This is a genomic window from Paraburkholderia aromaticivorans (assembly GCF_002278075.1).
Classification (GTDB): Bacteria; Pseudomonadota; Gammaproteobacteria; order Burkholderiales; family Burkholderiaceae; genus Paraburkholderia; species Paraburkholderia aromaticivorans.
In genome coordinates this window covers 40,864-58,324 of record NZ_CP022989.1, presented here as the reverse complement: position 1 = coordinate 58,324, position 17,461 = coordinate 40,864, and the positions used below count along the sequence as shown (strand labels likewise).

Below are 17,461 nucleotides of genomic sequence, written 5' to 3'. Positions count from 1 at the left end.
GGCAAAGAAGTCCCTAACCCTCAACTTTGGTGACGGACCGCAGCGCATCGGTGATCCAAGTATTACTCCTGCCAACGCCGCCTTATTGCGGCAGATTGCGGGATGGTGGCTGTGGGGTCCCCGAGCCGTGACGAATCCGACAACCCTGCTGAATCAGTTTAATTTATTGCGCCCTCTATTTATCCGGTTCGTCAGTAAAAAGTGTGGGTTGTCGGCGGCTCGGGCAAATTGCCAAGTGCATGATATAGCGCGATTTCCGTCGTTCGAAACGTCCGGAAGCCGTACGCTTTTCTCATGGTGACTTTGGCCTTGTTGTTCAAACCCTCGACGATTCCGCTGGAGAACTGCTTGCGCGCATGAAAGTAGTTGAGAATCAGTTCTCGATGGGCGCGCACGGTGCGTGCGAACTTCTTCATTGGTTCGATGCGTGAGCGCATGACCCGGGTGCACCACTGATCGAGGAACTTGCCTGCCCAGACAGGCGAGATGTAATCCCAGATCTGCTGGAACTCCTCCTTGAGAAGATAGGCGCGGACACTGCGCAGGTTGTAGTGCAGCAGATCGCGCAGGCGCAGTCGCTGATTGTCAGTAAGGTTCTCTGGCCGCTTGAGCAAACACCAGCGGGACTTCTTGAGGACTGGCTCATAGCCGTCGCGGGTCATGCGGCGAGCTTCCTCGGCGCGAACCTCGTCGATCGCCTTGTTCATTTTGGCAACGATGTGGAAGCGGTCGAGGATGTTCAGCGCGTTGGGGCAATGTAGTGCGATCATCTCGATGTAGGGCCGCCACATGTCCGAGCAGACGAACTCGACCTGCTCGCACAACCGTTTGCCGATCATGACGAAGAACTTTGCGAAGCTTTCCTTCGTGCGCTCCTGGCCAACCCAAAGCAGGCGCACGCAGCTGGCCTCGATCTGATAGACCAGCGTGAGATAATTGTGCCCTCGGCCATACTGGATTTCATCGACGCCCAAAGCGCGGATGGTGCCGAGTTCGCGATGGGCCAGCCCCCAGTCGACCACCCACTCCACCGCCTGGGCAACCTTCTCCCAACTGGTGCGAAAGCTTTGCGCTGTCTCTTTCCAGGAGAGCTTGCGTGCCCACTGCGCGAGAAACAGCATGTAGGCCTTGGTCAGCGTGTGCTTGCCGATGGCCCACGGCACCGTCTCGACCTTCACGCCGCACTCACGGCAGTCGACGCGGCGCATGGCGTACAGCAAAATCACCGCGAAGCCCCAGATCGGAATAAATTCGAAACTACGCGATGCGAGCGTGTCATAGCCGCTGCCAGGCCGGTTGCAACACGAACAGATCGGCTTCGAACCCTTGCGTGGCCGCACGTCGATCTCGATGGTTTTGGACTGCTCGCACAGTCGGGCACTTTCATAGACGAAGCCGGGAAAATGATGGCAGGCATTGAGCAGGCGGGTCAGCAACATGGTTAGCAAGCGCGCGGGAATCAGTAAAGACGCTATTGTTACCTCAGATCCGCACGCACTGGAGCGCTACGTCCCGGACTTGCAGAACTGGCCTGCCTCATGGCGCTTCGAGGACGAGGACATCCCATTCGGACAGGCGCTCGTGAAGGTCTTCACACCTTTCCTGCAACACCTGCTGACCCACGGCTATGCCCGCAAAACGTTGCACCGCCACCGCGATCACCTTTGGATGCTTGGTGGCCATCTCATCGAAGTCCGTCACGTCGATCCGGACTTAGCCGCCATGGATGCCCGCACACTGCTTCTCAATGAGATCCACGAGTTCGGTGGCCCGCTTTCGAGGCACCTCTCCGAGCACGAGCAGAACGCCTTTGACGCTACCTGCAAGAAACTCTATCGCTTCCTCTGTCCCTCATGAATCGCATCAAACCACCCACAGATTCCGCCGACGAGCCATTTATCCTTTGCTCAAATGAGGGCATTTCTGCGTCTGCGCTGGAGCGGTTCCCTGCTGTGGCGGACAAGCTCCCCGCAGTGCTTTTGCCCTCGAGAACCGAATCGGCGCTGGCACTGCTTCACAGCCTGTTCGAACAACGCGAGAGACTTGGTTTTACTCTGCTAGATTTCGAAGGATTGAGGCGGCTGGAGGCGGCGCTGCCCGAGACCGAGAGTCGGCAGACGCCATACATCCCTCCGCGTATCTGGACTTACCAAGTCAATCGACTACGGGCCTTTCTCGATGATTTTCTTGCCCATCGACAGCAGATTGAAGACTGCTATCGCTTTTGCCTGGATGCCTATGCCAAGAACTACGGTTCACTCGCCGACGCATGCCGACAGGGACGCGATCCCAAACTCCTTCCATTTTCCGAACGTCGACATCACGGGGGCGCACGCTCCGGTGCGGAGTATTTGGGATCTTTCTCCAAGACCGCCCAACGTTTCGGGATCGATGTGCTGCTCGAACGTTGGTGTCTGATGCAAGGGCAGTCCCTAAGCAGCCACAGCGTCAATATCCTTGCAATGTATTTCTCGATGACAGCGAGAGTCGGCATCGCCTACCTACTCAATTTTTCGATGATGCGGATCCGTGAGGGGTGGTCTCTGCGTGCTGACTGTCTTGAAGTGGAACAAGACATGACATTTGGCGCTATTTATCTACTACGAGGCGTCACTACCAAGACGATTGAGGACGACGATGCCAGATGGATCACATCGCCTTCGGCACAAGTTGCGGTTCAGTCCCTCACCTGTGTGGCGCGACTTCGCATGATCGCTGCAGACGCGAACCCCGACGTGCCGACTACGCGCGACGACATTCGAAACCCATATCTCGTTGTGCGACCTTATGAGCCATGGGCAAATACCATGCATGCCGATGAGGAGCTATCGCTGCGGCCTATTCACCCAAATTATCAGGAAGTCGTCAAGGCTTATCCCAAGCTCTTCGATGTCGAGGCATTGCGTATCACTGAATCCGACATTCAGATCGCCAGGCTGATCACACCGAGCCTTGATGGCGAGACCTTCGCCGTAGGAAAGATCTGGCCATTGGCGTGGCACCAACTGCGTCGCACTGGCGCGGTCAACATGCAGGCCTCCGGGCTGGTTTCAGATGCCTCCGTGCAGTACCAGCTAAAGCATGCCACCCGCGCGATGTCGCTTTACTACGGACAGGGCTACTCGCGTTTGCACCTCAACGACTCAGTGAAAGCCGAATACATTCGCACGATGTACGAGGTGCTCGGAAAGGAAATTTCCCGCCTGTTTACTGACCGCTTCGTCAGCCCCTACGGCGCGAAGCACAAGGCCCTTATCCTGGGAATCGTTGCTCCCGAAGACAGTAAAAAGCTCGCGGCAGCGGCTAAGCAAGGGCGGGTCGCGTGGCGGGAAACCCTACTCGGCGGATGCACGAAACGCGGTCCGTGCGACTACGGCGGCGTGGATAACGTGGCGCGATGTGGAGGAGGCGATGGAGAGGCTCCATGTGCAGAAGCACTGTTCGATCGGGAGCAGGAACCCGCCATCCGCCAGTTGGGCCGTGTGATTGACTCACGGCTCGCTGACGCCCCGGAGGGATCCCCCTACCGGCAGTCCCTGGAAGCCCAACAACGCGCGATAGAGAACGCCCTATATGTCCTTGCTACAAAGTAATAATCGGTCAAACACAGGCCGTGCTGAGATCGCATTTCGGGAGGCTTTTGAGCGTCTCAAGCGCGGCAAGCCCGAAAGGTTGCCGCGGGGGACACCCGTGTCCCAGAACAACGTGGCGAAGGAAGCTGGCTGCGATCCCTCGGCGCTCCGAAAAACCCGCTACCCAAGCCTGATCAAGGAAATCCAGCAGTGGATTCAAGAGCACGAGCCCCCAGCCGCACGGTCGCCACGTCAGTCAATTATCGCCAAGCGTAAACAGAATCGGTCGCTCAAGGAGAAGATCGAGGAACTGAAGAGCCAGCGCGATCACGCCACCTCGCTGCTGCTTGAGGCGGACGCCAAGATCGTCGATTTGACTGGGGAGATAGCGCGTCTACAAGCGCTGAGGGAGTCATCAAACGTCACTCCAATATGGAACGGTAAGACCAAGAAGGAAAATGGGTAGTCTGCTCCTCCAACAGGGCGCTATCAACGTATATGGGTTCGCACTAGAGTCATGGACAATTCAGGCTGCTTCTGCCACGGACACGCCCTTCCGTATGGACATACATTGGAAGCCCCGAAATCCTTGCCCTGAACCGCTTTCATGTCATGTCCATGCCCCAGCAACTAACCGGTGCTGACGGTGTACGATATCGTCCGCTTTGCGCGCAGTCAGCACATCCTGTGTCAAGGTCGCGGCTCGGCCGCCAATTCGGCAGTGTGTTACTGCCTCGGCATTACCGAGGTCGACCCCGCGCGCGGCAACATGCTGTTCGAACGGTTCATCAGCAAGGAGCGCGGTGAACCTCCAGACATCGACGTCGACTTCGAACACCAGCGTCGCGAAGAGGTTATCCAATACATCTATCGCAAGTATGGGCGTGACCGCGCTGCTATCGCCGCGGCGGTTTCAACCTACCGGCCTCGTGGAGCGGTACGGGAAACCGGCAAGGCGCTCGGAGTCGACCCACAGATAGTCGACCTGGTCGCCAAATCGCATCATTGGTTCGATAACAATCAGGACTTGCTCAAACGCTTCGCCGAGTCTGGGCTGGAACCGGAGAAGCCGCTTATCCAGGCGTGGGCGCGACTCGCATCCCAACTCCTTGGCTTCCCGCGTCATTTGTCGCAGCACTCCGGCGGCTTTGTTATCAGTCGCGGCAAGCTCACGCGACTCGTACCGGTCGAAAACGCTGCGATGCAAGACCGGTCCGTTATTGAATGGGACAAGGACGACCTCGAGGCGCTCGGCCTTCTCAAAATCGACGTCCTTGCTTTGGGCATGCTGTCGGCCATACGACGCGCTCTCGATATCGTGTCGGAGCAGCGCGGCGAGCGCTTTGAAATGCAAGACATTCCCGCAGAGGACACGAAAACGTACGAGATGATTTCCGCTGCGGATACTGTCGGCGTTTTTCAAATCGAGTCGCGCGCGCAGATGAGCATGCTGCCGCGGATGCGGCCCCGGACTTTCTACGACCTCGTTATTGAAGTCGCTATTGTGCGTCCTGGGCCAATCCAGGGCGGGGCTGTCCATCCTTACCTGCAACGTCGTCAGGGTTTCGAACCCGTGACGTACCCAAGTGAGACGCTGAAGACGGCGCTTGGTCGCACGCTCGGGGTGCCGATTTTTCAAGAGCAAGTGATGCAAGTGGCCATCCTGGCTGCGGGATTTTCCGCCGGCGAGGCCGACCAGTTGAGGCGCGCGATGGCCGCGTGGAAACGTAAAGGTGGACTTGAGAAATATTATGACCGTATCGTCAACGGAATGCAGGAGCGCGGCTATGACCAGGCCTTCGCAGAAGGCATCTTCGAACAAATCAAGGGCTTCGGTGAGTACGGTTTCCCCGAAAGCCATGCTGCCAGTTTCGCGCTGCTGGTGTATGCGAGTAGCTGGCTTAAGTGTCATGAGCCAGAGGCATTCCTTGCGGCGATGCTCAACAGTCAGCCCATGGGATTCTATTCGCCATCGCAGCTTGTGCAGGATGCACAACGTCACGGCGTCAAAGTGCTTCCGGTCGATGTATCCGTTAGCGGTTGGGACTCGGTGCTGGTCCAAATCCCAAACTCCGGGCGGCCGGTAGTGCGTCTCGGCCTATCTTTGGTGCGCGGCATGAAGGACGGCGCTGCCGAGCGTATCGAGAATGCTCGAGCCGTTCGAAGCTTCGAGAGCGTAAAGGACCTCGCTCGTCGAGCGCAGCTTGACCGCAAAGACCTTCACGTTCTTGCGGACGCCAACGCTCTGGCTTCGCTTGCCGGCAATCGTCGGGAGGCGCTATGGCAGTCTGTTGCCGCCGTGCCAGACAGGGACATGCTCGCCGCTGCGGCGGTTGAGGACGAGACGCCCGAGCTTGGAGCACCGACAGAAGCTCACGACATCGTATCCGACTTCCGGTCCGTTGGACTCACGCTCGGTCGACATCCACTTGAATTGCTGCGCCCGCAGTTGCTTGCAAGTCGGCTGATGCCGGCGTCCACGTTACGGACTTATCGCGATGGACGACTTGCGCGGGGCTGTGGGCTCGTAACCGTGCGTCAGCGGCCAGGCACAGCCAAGGGTGTGCTTTTCGTGACGCTGGAAGACGAGACGGGCAACGTGAATGTAATCATTTGGCCGTCCCTGTTCGAAAAGCAACGCAAGGAAGCCTTGGGTGCTTCGCTGCTCGCCGTGTACGGAACCTGGCAATGTCAGGGTGAAGTCCGCCACCTCGTTGCGCAACGGCTTGTCGACATGTCGCATCTGCTCGGCGGTTTGATTACTGCGAGCCGAAACTTCTGCTGAAGGGTGGAAGACAATCCCAATGCCCGGCGCACGCACATGGAGGGCGTCCCGGGCAATTGAAAATGCCAAAGATAAACATCACTTCACGCGAACGCTTTAGCTTTCTGGGCGCCTCTCGCTTCGTCGGCCACCGCTTTCAGCTGTGACCAGTACTCGGCGTAGTGACTGCGCAACCAGTCAGATACGGCATCGTTGCCCATCAGTTTGACGATATAGGCCGCAGACACGGCCAGTTCGAGATGCTCCACGCTGTACGTCTCCTCGACCGCCGAGTGAGTCGCCTGCATGGTCGCTATCTCTCGCTCCAGCTTCGCAACCTGCAGCGTAATCTCCCTGTTTGTGCGGCGCTTGAGCGGTTCGCGAATGGTCAGCTGCTCCACTGGCGTTGTCGACCGGATTGCCTTGGCAAACGCTGACGTGAAATTCCCCTGGCTGCACATCAGCTCCGCCGCCTCTATCTGCCTTATCGGCTTCAACCATTTCAGCGTGACGTAGACCGACGCGGGACACATCTTGTCCGCGAGCAACTCCGCCGCTTCCTTGCAGATTCCTTCAAGAAGGACAGCCTTACTTTGCACAGTCCGTGGCACCACTCCGAGAACTGTCGCTATTCGGGTCGGTGATACACCTTTCCGGATTGCTTCTGCAATCATTCGGGCGTCCTGCGCGGGAGAGAGGTGGTTCACCTGTCTGTTATAGGTGTACGTCTCGTCGTCGGTGGATATGAGACACAGTGCGTCAACCTTGCCCAACCGTCTCAAGGCTTCAAGTCTAAGTCTGCCGTCCAGGACCACGAAGCATTCCGGCCTCGATACGTCATCAATCACAACGAGTGGCTCGACCAGACCGACGGTCGCGATGGAGGCAAGAACCTGAAGATACTTTTTCCCCGTTAAGGTCGAAACGGGAAGCGGGCGGTGCGGTCGGAGTCGTTCCAGGGCGAGCATAATGAGCGCGGGCTTGAACGCCGCGCGCACTGTGCTCGGAGGGCTGGTTTGAATGAGGTTCGTCATCATGGATGCTCCCCGCGAATCTGCTGGTCCAGCACCTTCGGCACGCTCGTCAAACCCTCACGTCCAAGCAGCGCCATAAACGTATCATCCTGAAACAGCGCCCTCAGCGCGTTCTGGATAATGATTAACCGTGTGTGGACAAGGTCTGCCTTCTTTTCGAGGAGTTGATGTGCCTCGCTATCCTTGATGTAGATTTTCCGCAGTTGCTCCGTGGACATCGGCACATCCGGTTCGCCATGTTTCCCGGACTTCTGGACCGTATGGTGCTTCTGTCGCTGCTGTATCAGACGACGGACCTGAGAAAGCTGCCGCCCCTTGAGCGTGCCGTCGGCATATGCATCCGCCAGCGCGCGTTGGACTTCCGCCTCATCTGAGCGCGCTATGCTTACGGCGAGCCCGATGGGCACGGCGCCGCATTCAACAGCGTGCAAAAGTCGTTCTTCGCCGTGCTCAAGCAGCAGAATCAGGCTGTGCAGATAGCCATACGTGAGCCCGACCTTGTCGGCCATCTCTTCGGTCGAATATCCGCTATCGATGAGCGATTTCACGTCGCGCAGCAGTTCCATCGGGTCGTGGTTTCGTCGGGCAACATTCTCGACGAGGCTCATTTCGAGACATGAACGCTCGTCCTGTTCGACAATGCGTGCCGGTATGGATTTGTGACCCAGAAGCCGTACAGCCTCGATGCGACCCTGCCCGCAAACGAGGTCATAGCGGGGACTGATGTCAGTACCCATCCTTCGGCTAACTGTTATGGGTCGCTTGAGTCCAACGGCCGCGATGTTTGCGACGATTGCCTGATGCTGCAAACGCCCTCGTGACCGCGGGTTCAGCACGCGGATGTCATCGAGCAGTACTTCGACAATCTCCTCATTCCCTTGCTGTAGGTCGTCTTCCACCGCTTATCTCCAGTGCGCTTCGCTGAGCCAGGTGAGCAAGTACTTCCAGATTGGCGAAGTAGAATGAACTGAGCGCAGGAATATTCTGCGCACAGATGGTTGTCATCTTTCCGGCCGGGACCGTGCCCAGAGGAAGCACGTAGAAACCGCTAATGCGCACCGGCATCCGGGTAAAGAGCACAAGAACCATCAAGTCGATGTCGTAGGTATCAGGCCAACGAAGTCCCCATGTCTGTTCCTGGGCCCCCTCGTGCGCACACAAGCGCGCATTCAGCTTGATTTTCAGCTCGTCATTCACGAGCATCAGGGTCTCGCCGTGTTCAAGCGATAGCTGATGGCCTTCCCGCATCAATGTCGAGCTAAGGTTGGCAACAAACTCGTGAAAAATTGCGCTGGCCTGCCGACGCGTGTCGATGTAGTCGTAGTTGTATGTGGGCGTAAAGCCGACGCTTCGGTATGTGCCAGCCATCGAGCCGAAGTGCTTGCGATACTCGCTCTTGCCATGCACATGAAGCTGTCTTGCCATTGTTCGCATGGTTAGATGCCCAGAGCGCCTGAACAGGTGCTCCAATTCCGCCTGTATCTCTTCCTTGACGACACCGCGCGAGTACCGTGTCAGACGAAACTGCGCTGCCTCGAATATGGCTGGGTCGACAATTTCCCCGAAGGCTGCAACAGACCTCACCCACTCTGTAGGGGGATTGCGGACCTGAGGTGTATGGAGGCGCACCGAATGGCGGTTGTACAGGTTGTTTCCAATGTATTTCTCGCCCATCAGGATGGCGCGGATAGTCGGCTTGCTCCACGGCCGGTCATATGGGTTATACAGTCCCATCACGTTGAGCCGGTCGGCGATGCGCGTTGTGCTTATTTTATCGTTCACATACCAGTCGAATATCTTGCGTATCAATGCCACTTCGTTCGCTGGCCCCGGCACGAGGACGACACGGTCAGTTTGAATGGCCTTGTGTTCGAACGGAGCGAGCGGGCCTTTGACTGTCCCATTGGCGTCAACAAGTTGCCGGCGCAACCCATAGCCCGGGCTCGCGCCCTGCCAGAATCCCAGGCGCACCAACCGGCAGTGACCAAGAAAGACTTTTCCCGACAGCTCGCGGCTATATTCGCCAGCCATCGCCCGCTTGATGGATTTGTAAACACTCGCGAAGGGAGTGCCGTCGTTTTCAAATGGCTCAGAGCAATAGACAACACGAACACCCGCGCGCCTGCATTCGTGCTCGTGATAAGCAGCCTCGTCCGAATCTTGAAATCGGCCCCACCGAGAGATGTCGAGCACAAGCACAGTGTCGAAATCTCGGTCCGGATTGCGCACGTCAATGAGCAGGCGCACTAATGCTGGTCGTTCACGGAGCGTGAGGCCGCTCAGCCCTGCATCCTCGTAGGTACGCACGACTTCGATGCCGTGCACTTTCGCATACTCGGAAATCGCCTGTTTTTGCGCATCTGGGGAGAATTGCTGCTGGTCGGTTGACATGCGTATGTACTGTGCCGCGGCGTGCGCGCGGGTCGGCATCGAGCAGATGGCTGAAGCGCTTTCGACGGTTGTCATCGCGCGTAACCCTCACAGCAAACCTTATTGATAGATGCGCGATTTGCGAAGTCAAGCCGTATCGTTCGTCACGCACACCAGCATCCGGCGTTCTGTCCAGCAGACCCTTGAGCGGCGGGGCACGGACGACGCACCTTGCTCGAACAAATCTGGTTAAGAAAGATGCAGTAGTCTGCAACTTGCGAACGGGCATCCTGATAACCGACCTGCGGACCCCCGTTCCCAGCTAGGATTTACAATGGTCTGGACCAAGTTATTGCTTTTACTGCTGCGCGATGAGCAATCCGCTTAATCTGGACCTGCAGGCACGTGCTGAACTGTTGACGTATCTTGTTGCGTCGAACCTGCTCGCGCTCGAGTTGACCGGCGAGTGGCTCCCAGTGACCAATCTCGTGGAGTCGACGAGATTGTGGATGTCGTCGAACGGCGCCGGAGCAGATGTGCTTGAAAGGGTTCGGCTCGCCGGCAAGGCCCATCGTCTGGCGCAGGACCTTGTCGCACAGATGGGCGCGATGGAGGCAGGCCATGTTACCGGCATGTTTTGCGACAATCTCAGACTGGACTTCAGGTCCGCGCTTGTGCGGAAGACTTATCAGGAATGTCTGAACAGTCTCGGTGGAGAATGTCGGCGTTAATCACGAGTAGGTTGCCTCGCTCATCAACTGGAGGTCAAGGTGTGTTATTCGGCTCAAATCAAGGCGGATTATCAAAGGTTTGTGCGCACCTTCGGCGCGTTGATGGATATAGCAGAATTCACTCGGCTGTTCTTCGAGCGTGCGGAAGGTGTTAGCAGGGCCAAGGTACCCAAGGCGATGGAAGACGCTTTCAGGTCTCCGCAAACTGAGGCCGAACGTGAAATCAAGGTCTTTATCGACCGGTTCAACGCTGACCAGACAACCAAACTTGAACAGGACCTGTTCAAGCAGCGCAAGCGCCTGGCGGATGCTGAACGCACATTGCAGACGAGAGTGACAAAGGCCGCTACCGAAAGCCAGCGAATCGCCACAGATAAAATCGCCTGGGCCCGCGGCAAGCTTGACGACATCCAGCGCACCGAGCCTCTGCCGCGTGACTCGCGGATTTTCCCCGGCTACTACGCGCCCGTGATGGTTATCGAAGACGGTCAGCGCGTTGTGAAGCCCATGCGTTATCAGTGCCGCATTGCAGGAAAACCGGCTTTTTTCGACGCAAAATATCCTGGAACTTACAACGCCAGAAGAGATAGCCTGACGGGCTTCTGGAAACCGCTGTTCGGGTACGCGCACGGCGTCATGCTCGTCGATGTGTTTTACGAAAATGTGAGCAAAGCGAAATTCGAGGGTACTTTGCGAGAAACGCATGAGAATGACGAAAACATCGTTCTAGAGTTTCGTCCCAGTAACGGGCAATTGATGCATGTCGCTTGTCTATGGTCACGCTGGTCGGCTCCCGGCCAGCCGGACTTGCTGTCATTTGCAGCCATCACGGACGAGCCGCCGGAGGAAGTCGCGGCGGCAGGCCACGACCGATGCATTATTCCCATCAAGCCGGAAAACATTGATGCGTGGCTCAATCCAGTTCCCAAGAATCTGGATGCAATGTATGCGATTCTTGATGACAGGGACCGACCGTACTACGAGCATCGACTTGCGGCATAGTGAATAGTCGCGCGAACATCGATGGTGGCGGGGACGGTGCGACGCTGCGCACATCGGTAGCTGCGGCACTCGCCGCAGTGTCTTTGTGTTTGTCCCGTACTGACTTATTGTCGCACCCCAACGAACTGAAGCGACGGCTCACTCGGATTTATTGCAATTCAGAGTCAGGTCGCGGAACACGGTGTTGCGCTAGACTGGCGTACGCAACGGGAAGGAGGTTTCGATGATACGCAAGACGCTCAATGCCTCGCGACTTCAGCAGGAGGTCGACCGGCGAATCCATCGACTGCAGGCAATCGTCGAGGATGGCGTGAAGATACGTGTGCCGAGGCCGCAGTTGCAAGAGCCTGATAAGACAGGCTGTAACTGGAACATGACCCACTTCGGAAACGCCGTCGGCTTCGACCGCGACATCGAGGAGGTCCTGAAGGCCGTGCGTGCTGAATATAACCTCAGTACTGAGGTGAAAGACACCGGCAACCCGTTTGGAGACTAATTGCCGGTGTCAGTTCTTTGGCTGTACTCGTCAGCAGGATTGCTTTGAGAAAATTACCTGTCGTGATAGCGGACGTTGGCTGCATATTCGATAGCGGGACGAGCCAAAGCTTTTGAAAGCGGTCAGTCAACGGGTTTTGAAGCGAACCAACTGCAAGCAGCACTCGCTAACGCTAGCGAAGTCCCTATCCGGCAGGGAGTCGGTCACAGGGCCAATTAACACAGCAATGACCATCCTTATCGACACCCTTAAAGCTCACGCGGCGAGCTTCGACGACAGAAAATACCCAACTGAAGTCTATCTCTACTTGTTGGATGAGGTGGCTCGTGCAAGTACGCCGGACAGGCTCGGTGAAGTCCTTGCGCAGCTCATTGCTTGGAAAGATGGGAAGGTCAGGAGCACGTCGGCTGGCGCGTTCATCGAATCTCGGACCGGTCGCCGGTACGCCGTGAGCCGGCCACGTCCCAAAGTCCTAAACCCTAAAAAGAAAGAGGTTCTTTCATCCCGACCATTCTTCGAATGGGTGAAGAAAACGCGCACAGTTTCAGCGTTCGACATAGGCTTACTTGACGAGTTAGCGACGTTCGAGCTTTGGCGCCCCGCTTCCGTCGTGATGTCGGTGTTCGTTCTTCATTGTATTCGGCCACGCGCGTTCCCTATCTGCGACGTTTGGGTGCTCCTTGCTTACAGGTTGCTTGTCGAACCGGAGAAAGCCGGTCAGATTGAGTCGGTCCCGAAGAGGCAAATATATTTGGAGTATCAAATATGGTGGTCGCGCGTTGTTCTCGAAGCGAAACTTGACGTTAGGAGTGCACCACTTGAAAAGCTGAAGGAACTCGACTCTGGCATTTGGGCGTTCGGCAAGCATGCGTCAAAGTTGCTAGTAGTGCGCGAGCCGCGTCGCCGAAGCCAACGGGTCGTAAAAAATGTCGCGGACGATGAGCGCTTCGAAGGTGTCCTTGGAGACAACTTCAAACATCGTGCTGTTGCCATCTGGAATGCCGGAAAACCGGGGAAATCGCAAGGGGCAGCCATCGCGGAAGCCGCGTTGGAGCTCGGTATTGAGTTGAAGCGCTCCTACAAACTCCATCCTGGAAGCCACTTCTGGCGTTGGCGCCAGGAAGGTATCTTCTAGCGCGCGAATGTGCAACGCGGCCAAAGCTGACAGCACTCCAACTATGCATAGGCAAAACGCTGATGCGCTTCACAAACCGCTTGGACCGTTGCGTTCCCTGACAAGTCCTCGAGGAATCAGGTCCTATAGGGTGATGTATTTGCTGTGATGCCTATGGCATAGTGCAGACGCTCAACGTTCATACAGGGAGTCCATATGGCAACACTAGAAAAGATTCAGGCAAAGATGAAGCAATTGCAGGCCCAAGCTGATGCGCTCATTTCAAAGAAAGCCCAAGCGGCCATCGACAAAATTCGGGCGTTGATGCTCGAACACGGTTTGACCACGGAAGATATTGAAGCCAAGGCATCGGCAAAGCGAGCGGCGAAAGGACAGAAAGTCAGCGCCGCCGCTGGCAGGACGAAAGTCGCCAATGTCGCCAAAACCAAAACAGCGCCGAAGTATCAGCATCCCAAAACGGGGGCGACGTGGACTGGACATGGCCGGGCGCCAGCTTGGATTGCTGAAGCCAAAGACCGCAGTAAATTTCTGATTGCAGGCGGCGCTGAAGCGAGCGTTGCGACGACCATTGGTGCTGAGAGCAAGGCGAAGGCTGCGGGCAAGAAGGCCTCGAAGGCAGTTGGTGCGGCTTCTACCAAGGGTCAGCCGAAAGGTCCGCAGCCGGCTAAATATCGCGACCCGAAGTCCGGCGCGACCTGGAGCGGACGCGGTCCGGCTCCGGCGTGGCTAGCCGGTGCGAAAGGCCGAGCGAAGTTTCTGATTGTTGGCGCCAGTGCGGCGGCCGATGCGAAACCGGCGGTCACGAAGGCTGTTGCGAAGAAGGCCCCGACTGCGAAGAAAACTGCTGCGAAGAAGGCCGTGAGCGCGAAGGTTCCGGCTAAGAAGGCGCCGGCGAAAAAAGCGCCGCGCAAGAGCGTGGCCGAGCCCACTCCATTGGCCACAGTCGAGTACGGCGCCGAGTTAACGAGCTAAACGTAGTTGTCAGATACCCGGTGGACCAGCGATTCTCTGGTTCCACCGGGTACACCAAGCCGACGAAGTTTTATTGCACCTGTCCTGCCTGACGTTGCGCGGCTTGCTGTTGAGCGTGATGCTTCGCAAGGTGCCTGCCGACCATGCAGCCACCGACTGCACCAACGACAGCGTGGTGGCCTGCGTAATGCCCAGCCACCCCGCCGACCACCGCGCCCTTGAGGCAGCCTGCGGCGTTTGCGGTGCCTGCCGTTGCGAAGACCAGCGTCGTTGTAATCAAGGCGATTCGTATCGGGCTAGCTTTCATTCAAAAGTACTCTGAGGTCGGATTTTTCGGATGTGGCGCCTTCAGGCGTCGTTTCAGTACCCACGCCAATCACGATGCTCGCGCCACTCGTGCTCGCGCCATTCCTGGCGGCGCCATTCACGTTCACGCCACTCGCGACGTTCGCGCCATTCGCGGGCTCGCCAGTCGTCATCACCGCCGTACGCGACGGCGACAGGTGCGGGAGCGTACATGACGGGAGGTGGCGGTGCGTACACTGGCTCTGCTGGCGCATACACGGCGCCGGGGATGTCCAATCCAATGGCGACGTCGACGTGCGCCGATGCTGCCGTTGATGCTGCCAGCACTGCAAGACCGAGCGCTGTGCCGAGAATCTTCTTGTTCATCTTCGCTACTCCTCGCACATTGAGTGCAATGTCAGTGACTACGGCTCGGAGTGTAAGGAGCGATATCGGACACATGTGAAACGGTGGTGCGAGATTGGTAACACGGCATTACCAACGTCGGCGTGCCGCATGCGCTTGAGAATTGCCGTCTGCGCTCTAATCGCACGTCCCAAGGAACGTAACCGAGCGATGGAGAGACTCGAAAGAGCGCACGTTTGCAGTACGCCTTTGAGTCACCGTTGACTATGATGACTATGACACCGCCATTGACGTGCGCGGTCTCGACGAATTCGTCAGCGTGAGCTTGCAAATATGCGAATGAAAATAAAGTTTGCTTCATCGTCTCGCCCCCCGTTTCCAGGCGCGCGCATTCGTGGACCCGGCTAGGAGCAACCGTTCGGTCCGCCTATCGAGCCACCCGACGGAACAGTTAGAATCGGCAGCCATTAGTCAACGAGACCTGCATCCGACCTCTGCATAATCGCATCGTTTTTGCGCTCGACCGTCAGGGCCGGCTCGTCGATATACACTCGGTGCCCCAAGGCCAAGCGTGCGGTTGCGTTTGTCCGGGATGCGGCGGTCGCCTTTTAGCGAAGCAGGGGCAAATCCGGGCGTGGTATTTTTCGCACGCGTCCGGGGCCGAGTGTGTCGGCGGCGCGGAGACCGCTCTGCACCTTGCTGCGAAACAGCTGATACTGGCGCATCGCTCTGTCGCGCTTCCGCCACTCGTGGTCAATTTCAATAGACTGCACCCGAGGTTCGGTCTCTTCGAGCGTTCGAAGACAGCTGACCTGCCGGAGAAAGTTTGGCGATTGAACGAAGCCCGTGCGGAATCGCGCATCGGAACGTACATCGCCGATATCGCGGGACATCTGGACGACGGGACCGAGGTCATCGTCGAAGTGAAAGTCCGACACGCGGTTGAACCGGAGAAAGCGAAGTATCTTCGTGCGAGTCACGTGCCCTGTATCGAGATAGACCTGCTCCCACTATTGGAGGAAGAGTCTCTCACGCTGCAGGAGCTCGCATGGCACGTAGTCGAATGTGTGACCAACCGCAGTTGGGTCAGCAACAGTGACTACGCTGTAATCGAGGCGGAACTGCTCGCAGAGTACCAGGCTTGGGTCGCGCGCAAAAGCAGTGAGGCCGCAAGCGTCCCGCGTCACCGACCCGAACCGCCGAAGCAGCAGAGCAAGGTGGACGAGGCTTACGCTCGGTATCAGGCTCTTCCCGATGAGATGAAGCGTCTTGAATTGCGCACCGTGCTCGGGCTGGCTGACGGTGCACGCTGGCCACGACATCTTCAGGTGTCTGTCCGGGAAGGAGCGCAGGCCATACCCGCTCCGATTGATGTATGGCAAGGCGCTACCTTTGTCCGGTTCGTCTATGACCCCATCGGCGGTCGGGAAGAGACGAAACGGTTTTCGCTGTCGCAAGTTTTCGACTGGGTCAGCGGGCGATTCGGCACCTCGGAACTGGTCCGGCATCAAGTGTCGGCGGCGCTGAGGCTTTTCCTCGGGTATCTGGCGAAATGCGGATTCCTCGAGCGTACCGGCGACGCATTTACAGTTCTTTACGGGGGCCTCTGGCCGCCGGCGCGGCCGGAACCGCCTGTGCATCCCGCGAAATCCTCGACACCGGCCCGAGCAGTAAGCAAACCTACTGCCGGGGCTCTTCGGCGAGAGTGGACGTGGCGGGAGCGATGGCCGTCGGAAGACGTTGCGCTCTTACGCGCAAGTGATGCGACCGTCCGCTATGCGGGCGCTCAGCTCAACGCTCAACTGTTCGTGGATATGCTGTACAGCATGTCAATCGAGCCTTCCGAGACTGCCGTTAAAACACTGGTCACCCAGTGTGGTGGCATCGCGGATGCTGCCTTCGACCTGTTGAAGGACATCGGCGTGGTGGAAGAGTCTTGGCGGATGCTGCGAGGAGGTGTCGAGCCCCCATGGCGGTGTAAATAACCTCGTCTCGTAACTTTCGAGAAACAGGCCTCTGGCGCCTTCTTGGCAGAGGCTTAAAGCGCCCCAAGCTCAGGATACGGAGCTCCGGGCATTGTTGACAGTGCACCCCATCTGTCTTGTAGAGGCAAATGGCTCGCTCATGGCGAGCCATTTGTCACTCTGTCATCGCGTTTCTCGTAAAGCAGAACTGCTCAGGAAAAACGTGCCGACCGATACATAAAACCACGTGCTATACGCTTCTCATCGAGGAGGTGGTTTATGCAAGCGCAGAACGTGGCAAGCGACTCGGCTATTTTCAACTCGCTGGGCGCATGTTGGCTACATGCCATGGTCGAAATCGACCGATTGCACGAACAGTGTGGTGCGAAGCGCGTAACGGTGCGCATCCCATTGAGCGGTGGCCGGGTCGTGTACGCGGCGTTTGTGGCTTGCGACCACAACGCCGCCGCGTTGCGCAGGGTCGTGCGCGCCGTCGCATCGTCGGGTCTAGGCGCGTGGGGGCGGCTCGCAAATTTGGCGGCAACAGACCGGAGATTTGCGATGCCTTATGGCGGTTGTGGCGAGAGTCGCCGAGAGGCAATTTATTGGCTGGAGCGCACGATAGAAATGGCTGTTCGCAAGCCGGGACGCGGTGAGCACGGCAACGCCTGCGGTTAAGACGGTTTTGAAGGAGACGGGCGCAGCCAGCGGCATGGGGCAGCGGAGTTGGGGCTGCTTTCCTTGTCAGCAAAGTATCCGGCCGACGGACC

16 protein-coding genes and 2 pseudogenes are annotated in these 17,461 nt (G+C 57.6%); 12 read left to right on the top strand and 6 right to left on the bottom strand.

Translation table 11 applies throughout. The features are described from left to right. Nucleotides 1-191: 191 nt before the first annotated feature. Nucleotides 192-1,439 (bottom strand): ISL3 family transposase, encoded by a 1,248-nt coding sequence (locus CJU94_RS00215; protein ID WP_095417046.1) that lies wholly within the window; start codon nucleotides 1,437-1,439, stop codon nucleotides 192-194. Between CJU94_RS00215 and CJU94_RS00210 the strand changes: the two genes are divergently transcribed. The 4 genes and pseudogenes from CJU94_RS00210 to CJU94_RS00195 all read left to right on the top strand — a co-directional run. Beyond that, complete coding sequence (locus CJU94_RS00210) at nucleotides 1,438-1,857, top strand: hypothetical protein (protein ID WP_095417045.1); 420 nt, start codon at nucleotides 1,438-1,440, stop codon at nucleotides 1,855-1,857. The genes CJU94_RS00215 and CJU94_RS00210 overlap by 2 nt on opposite strands. Beyond that, entirely contained in the window at nucleotides 1,854-3,593 is a 1,740-nt protein-coding gene (locus CJU94_RS41625) for a hypothetical protein (protein ID WP_244220888.1), read from the top strand. The genes CJU94_RS00210 and CJU94_RS41625 overlap by 4 nt, the downstream gene beginning before the upstream one ends. Beyond that, on the top strand, nucleotides 3,574-4,038 hold the full coding sequence (locus CJU94_RS00200) for a hypothetical protein (RefSeq protein ID WP_095417044.1): 465 nt from the start codon (nucleotides 3,574-3,576) through the stop codon (nucleotides 4,036-4,038). The genes CJU94_RS41625 and CJU94_RS00200 overlap by 20 nt, the downstream gene beginning before the upstream one ends. A 174-nt stretch (nucleotides 4,039-4,212) precedes the next feature. Further along, nucleotides 4,213-6,357 (top strand): annotated as a pseudogene (locus CJU94_RS00195) (error-prone DNA polymerase); the annotation flags it as partial. 83 nt (nucleotides 6,358-6,440) lie between these two features. Here the strand turns inward: CJU94_RS00195 and CJU94_RS00190 are convergent. Genes CJU94_RS00190 through CJU94_RS00180 form a run of 3 tightly spaced genes read right to left on the bottom strand, consistent with a single transcriptional unit; the run spans nucleotide 6,441 to nucleotide 9,836 of the window. Further along, complete coding sequence (locus tag CJU94_RS00190) at nucleotides 6,441-7,373, bottom strand: plasmid partitioning protein RepB C-terminal domain-containing protein (RefSeq protein WP_095417043.1); 933 nt, start codon at nucleotides 7,371-7,373, stop codon at nucleotides 6,441-6,443. Continuing rightward, nucleotides 7,370-8,269 (bottom strand): plasmid partitioning protein RepB C-terminal domain-containing protein, encoded by a 900-nt coding sequence (locus tag CJU94_RS00185; protein ID WP_095417042.1) that lies wholly within the window; start codon nucleotides 8,267-8,269, stop codon nucleotides 7,370-7,372. Before CJU94_RS00185 ends, CJU94_RS00190 begins: the two co-directional genes overlap by 4 nt. After that, complete coding sequence (locus CJU94_RS00180) at nucleotides 8,241-9,836, bottom strand: recombinase family protein (RefSeq protein WP_095417041.1); 1,596 nt, start codon at nucleotides 9,834-9,836, stop codon at nucleotides 8,241-8,243. Before CJU94_RS00180 ends, CJU94_RS00185 begins: the two co-directional genes overlap by 29 nt. 275 nt (nucleotides 9,837-10,111) lie before the next feature. On the opposite strand from CJU94_RS00180, the gene CJU94_RS00175 reads away from it, so the two are divergent. The 5 genes from CJU94_RS00175 (at nucleotide 10,112) to CJU94_RS00155 (ending at nucleotide 14,076) form a co-directional block, all read left to right on the top strand. Beyond that, nucleotides 10,112-10,471, top strand: a complete 360-nt coding sequence (locus CJU94_RS00175) for a hypothetical protein (protein ID WP_095417040.1) — start codon at nucleotides 10,112-10,114, stop codon at nucleotides 10,469-10,471. A 39-nt stretch (nucleotides 10,472-10,510) separates the two neighbouring features. Next, nucleotides 10,511-11,473: an SOS response-associated peptidase family protein gene (locus tag CJU94_RS00170; RefSeq protein ID WP_095417039.1), complete on the top strand. Its 963-nt coding sequence runs from the start codon at nucleotides 10,511-10,513 to the stop codon at nucleotides 11,471-11,473. Between the two features lie 223 nt (nucleotides 11,474-11,696). Then, on the top strand, nucleotides 11,697-11,969 hold the full coding sequence (locus CJU94_RS00165; RefSeq protein WP_095417038.1) for a hypothetical protein: 273 nt from the start codon (nucleotides 11,697-11,699) through the stop codon (nucleotides 11,967-11,969). A 226-nt stretch (nucleotides 11,970-12,195) separates the two neighbouring features. Then, nucleotides 12,196-13,104: a hypothetical protein gene (locus tag CJU94_RS00160; protein WP_095417037.1), complete on the top strand. Its 909-nt coding sequence runs from the start codon at nucleotides 12,196-12,198 to the stop codon at nucleotides 13,102-13,104. A 195-nt stretch (nucleotides 13,105-13,299) separates the two neighbouring features. Next, on the top strand, nucleotides 13,300-14,076 hold the full coding sequence (locus tag CJU94_RS00155; RefSeq protein WP_095417036.1) for an H-NS family nucleoid-associated regulatory protein: 777 nt from the start codon (nucleotides 13,300-13,302) through the stop codon (nucleotides 14,074-14,076). A gap of 70 nt (nucleotides 14,077-14,146) precedes the next feature. On the opposite strand, the gene CJU94_RS41620 is transcribed toward CJU94_RS00155, so the two are convergent. Next, on the bottom strand, nucleotides 14,147-14,383 hold the full coding sequence (locus CJU94_RS41620) for a hypothetical protein (RefSeq protein WP_095417035.1): 237 nt from the start codon (nucleotides 14,381-14,383) through the stop codon (nucleotides 14,147-14,149). 53 nt (nucleotides 14,384-14,436) lie between these two features. Continuing rightward, a complete protein-coding gene (locus tag CJU94_RS00145) occupies nucleotides 14,437-14,748 on the bottom strand; it encodes a hypothetical protein (protein ID WP_095417034.1) in 312 nt (103 codons plus the stop codon). Between the two features lie 533 nt (nucleotides 14,749-15,281). Between CJU94_RS00145 and CJU94_RS42470 the strand changes: the two are divergent. The 3 genes and pseudogenes from CJU94_RS42470 to CJU94_RS00135 form a co-directional block, all read left to right on the top strand. Beyond that, nucleotides 15,282-15,353: pseudogene (locus CJU94_RS42470) on the top strand (hypothetical protein); the annotation flags it as partial. Between the two features lie 207 nt (nucleotides 15,354-15,560). Further along, on the top strand, nucleotides 15,561-16,712 hold the full coding sequence (locus tag CJU94_RS00140; protein WP_244220887.1) for a hypothetical protein: 1,152 nt from the start codon (nucleotides 15,561-15,563) through the stop codon (nucleotides 16,710-16,712). A gap of 258 nt (nucleotides 16,713-16,970) precedes the next feature. Then, nucleotides 16,971-17,369 (top strand): hypothetical protein, encoded by a 399-nt coding sequence (locus CJU94_RS00135; protein ID WP_095417032.1) that lies wholly within the window; start codon nucleotides 16,971-16,973, stop codon nucleotides 17,367-17,369. Nucleotides 17,370-17,461: the final 92 nt, after the last annotated feature.

Bases quoted from the DNA above. Each gene is read 5' to 3' on its own strand.
- CJU94_RS00210 (WP_095417045.1), top strand. From the start codon at position 1,438: ATGGTTAGCAAGCGCGCGGGAATCAGTAAAGACGCTATTGTTACCTCA.
- CJU94_RS00215 (WP_095417046.1), bottom strand. From the start codon at position 1,439: ATGTTGCTGACCCGCCTGCTCAATGCCTGCCATCATTTTCCCGGCTTC.
- CJU94_RS41625 (WP_244220888.1), top strand. From the start codon at position 1,854: ATGAATCGCATCAAACCACCCACAGATTCCGCCGACGAGCCATTTATC.
- CJU94_RS00200 (WP_095417044.1), top strand. From the start codon at position 3,574: ATGTCCTTGCTACAAAGTAATAATCGGTCAAACACAGGCCGTGCTGAG.
- CJU94_RS00190 (WP_095417043.1), bottom strand. From the start codon at position 7,373: ATGATGACGAACCTCATTCAAACCAGCCCTCCGAGCACAGTGCGCGCG.
- CJU94_RS00180 (WP_095417041.1), bottom strand. From the start codon at position 9,836: ATGACAACCGTCGAAAGCGCTTCAGCCATCTGCTCGATGCCGACCCGC.
- CJU94_RS00175 (WP_095417040.1), top strand. From the start codon at position 10,112: ATGAGCAATCCGCTTAATCTGGACCTGCAGGCACGTGCTGAACTGTTG.
- CJU94_RS00165 (WP_095417038.1), top strand. From the start codon at position 11,697: ATGATACGCAAGACGCTCAATGCCTCGCGACTTCAGCAGGAGGTCGAC.
- CJU94_RS00160 (WP_095417037.1), top strand. From the start codon at position 12,196: ATGACCATCCTTATCGACACCCTTAAAGCTCACGCGGCGAGCTTCGAC.
- CJU94_RS00155 (WP_095417036.1), top strand. From the start codon at position 13,300: ATGGCAACACTAGAAAAGATTCAGGCAAAGATGAAGCAATTGCAGGCC.
- CJU94_RS41620 (WP_095417035.1), bottom strand. From the start codon at position 14,383: ATGAAAGCTAGCCCGATACGAATCGCCTTGATTACAACGACGCTGGTC.
- CJU94_RS00145 (WP_095417034.1), bottom strand. From the start codon at position 14,748: ATGAACAAGAAGATTCTCGGCACAGCGCTCGGTCTTGCAGTGCTGGCA.
- CJU94_RS00135 (WP_095417032.1), top strand. From the start codon at position 16,971: ATGCAAGCGCAGAACGTGGCAAGCGACTCGGCTATTTTCAACTCGCTG.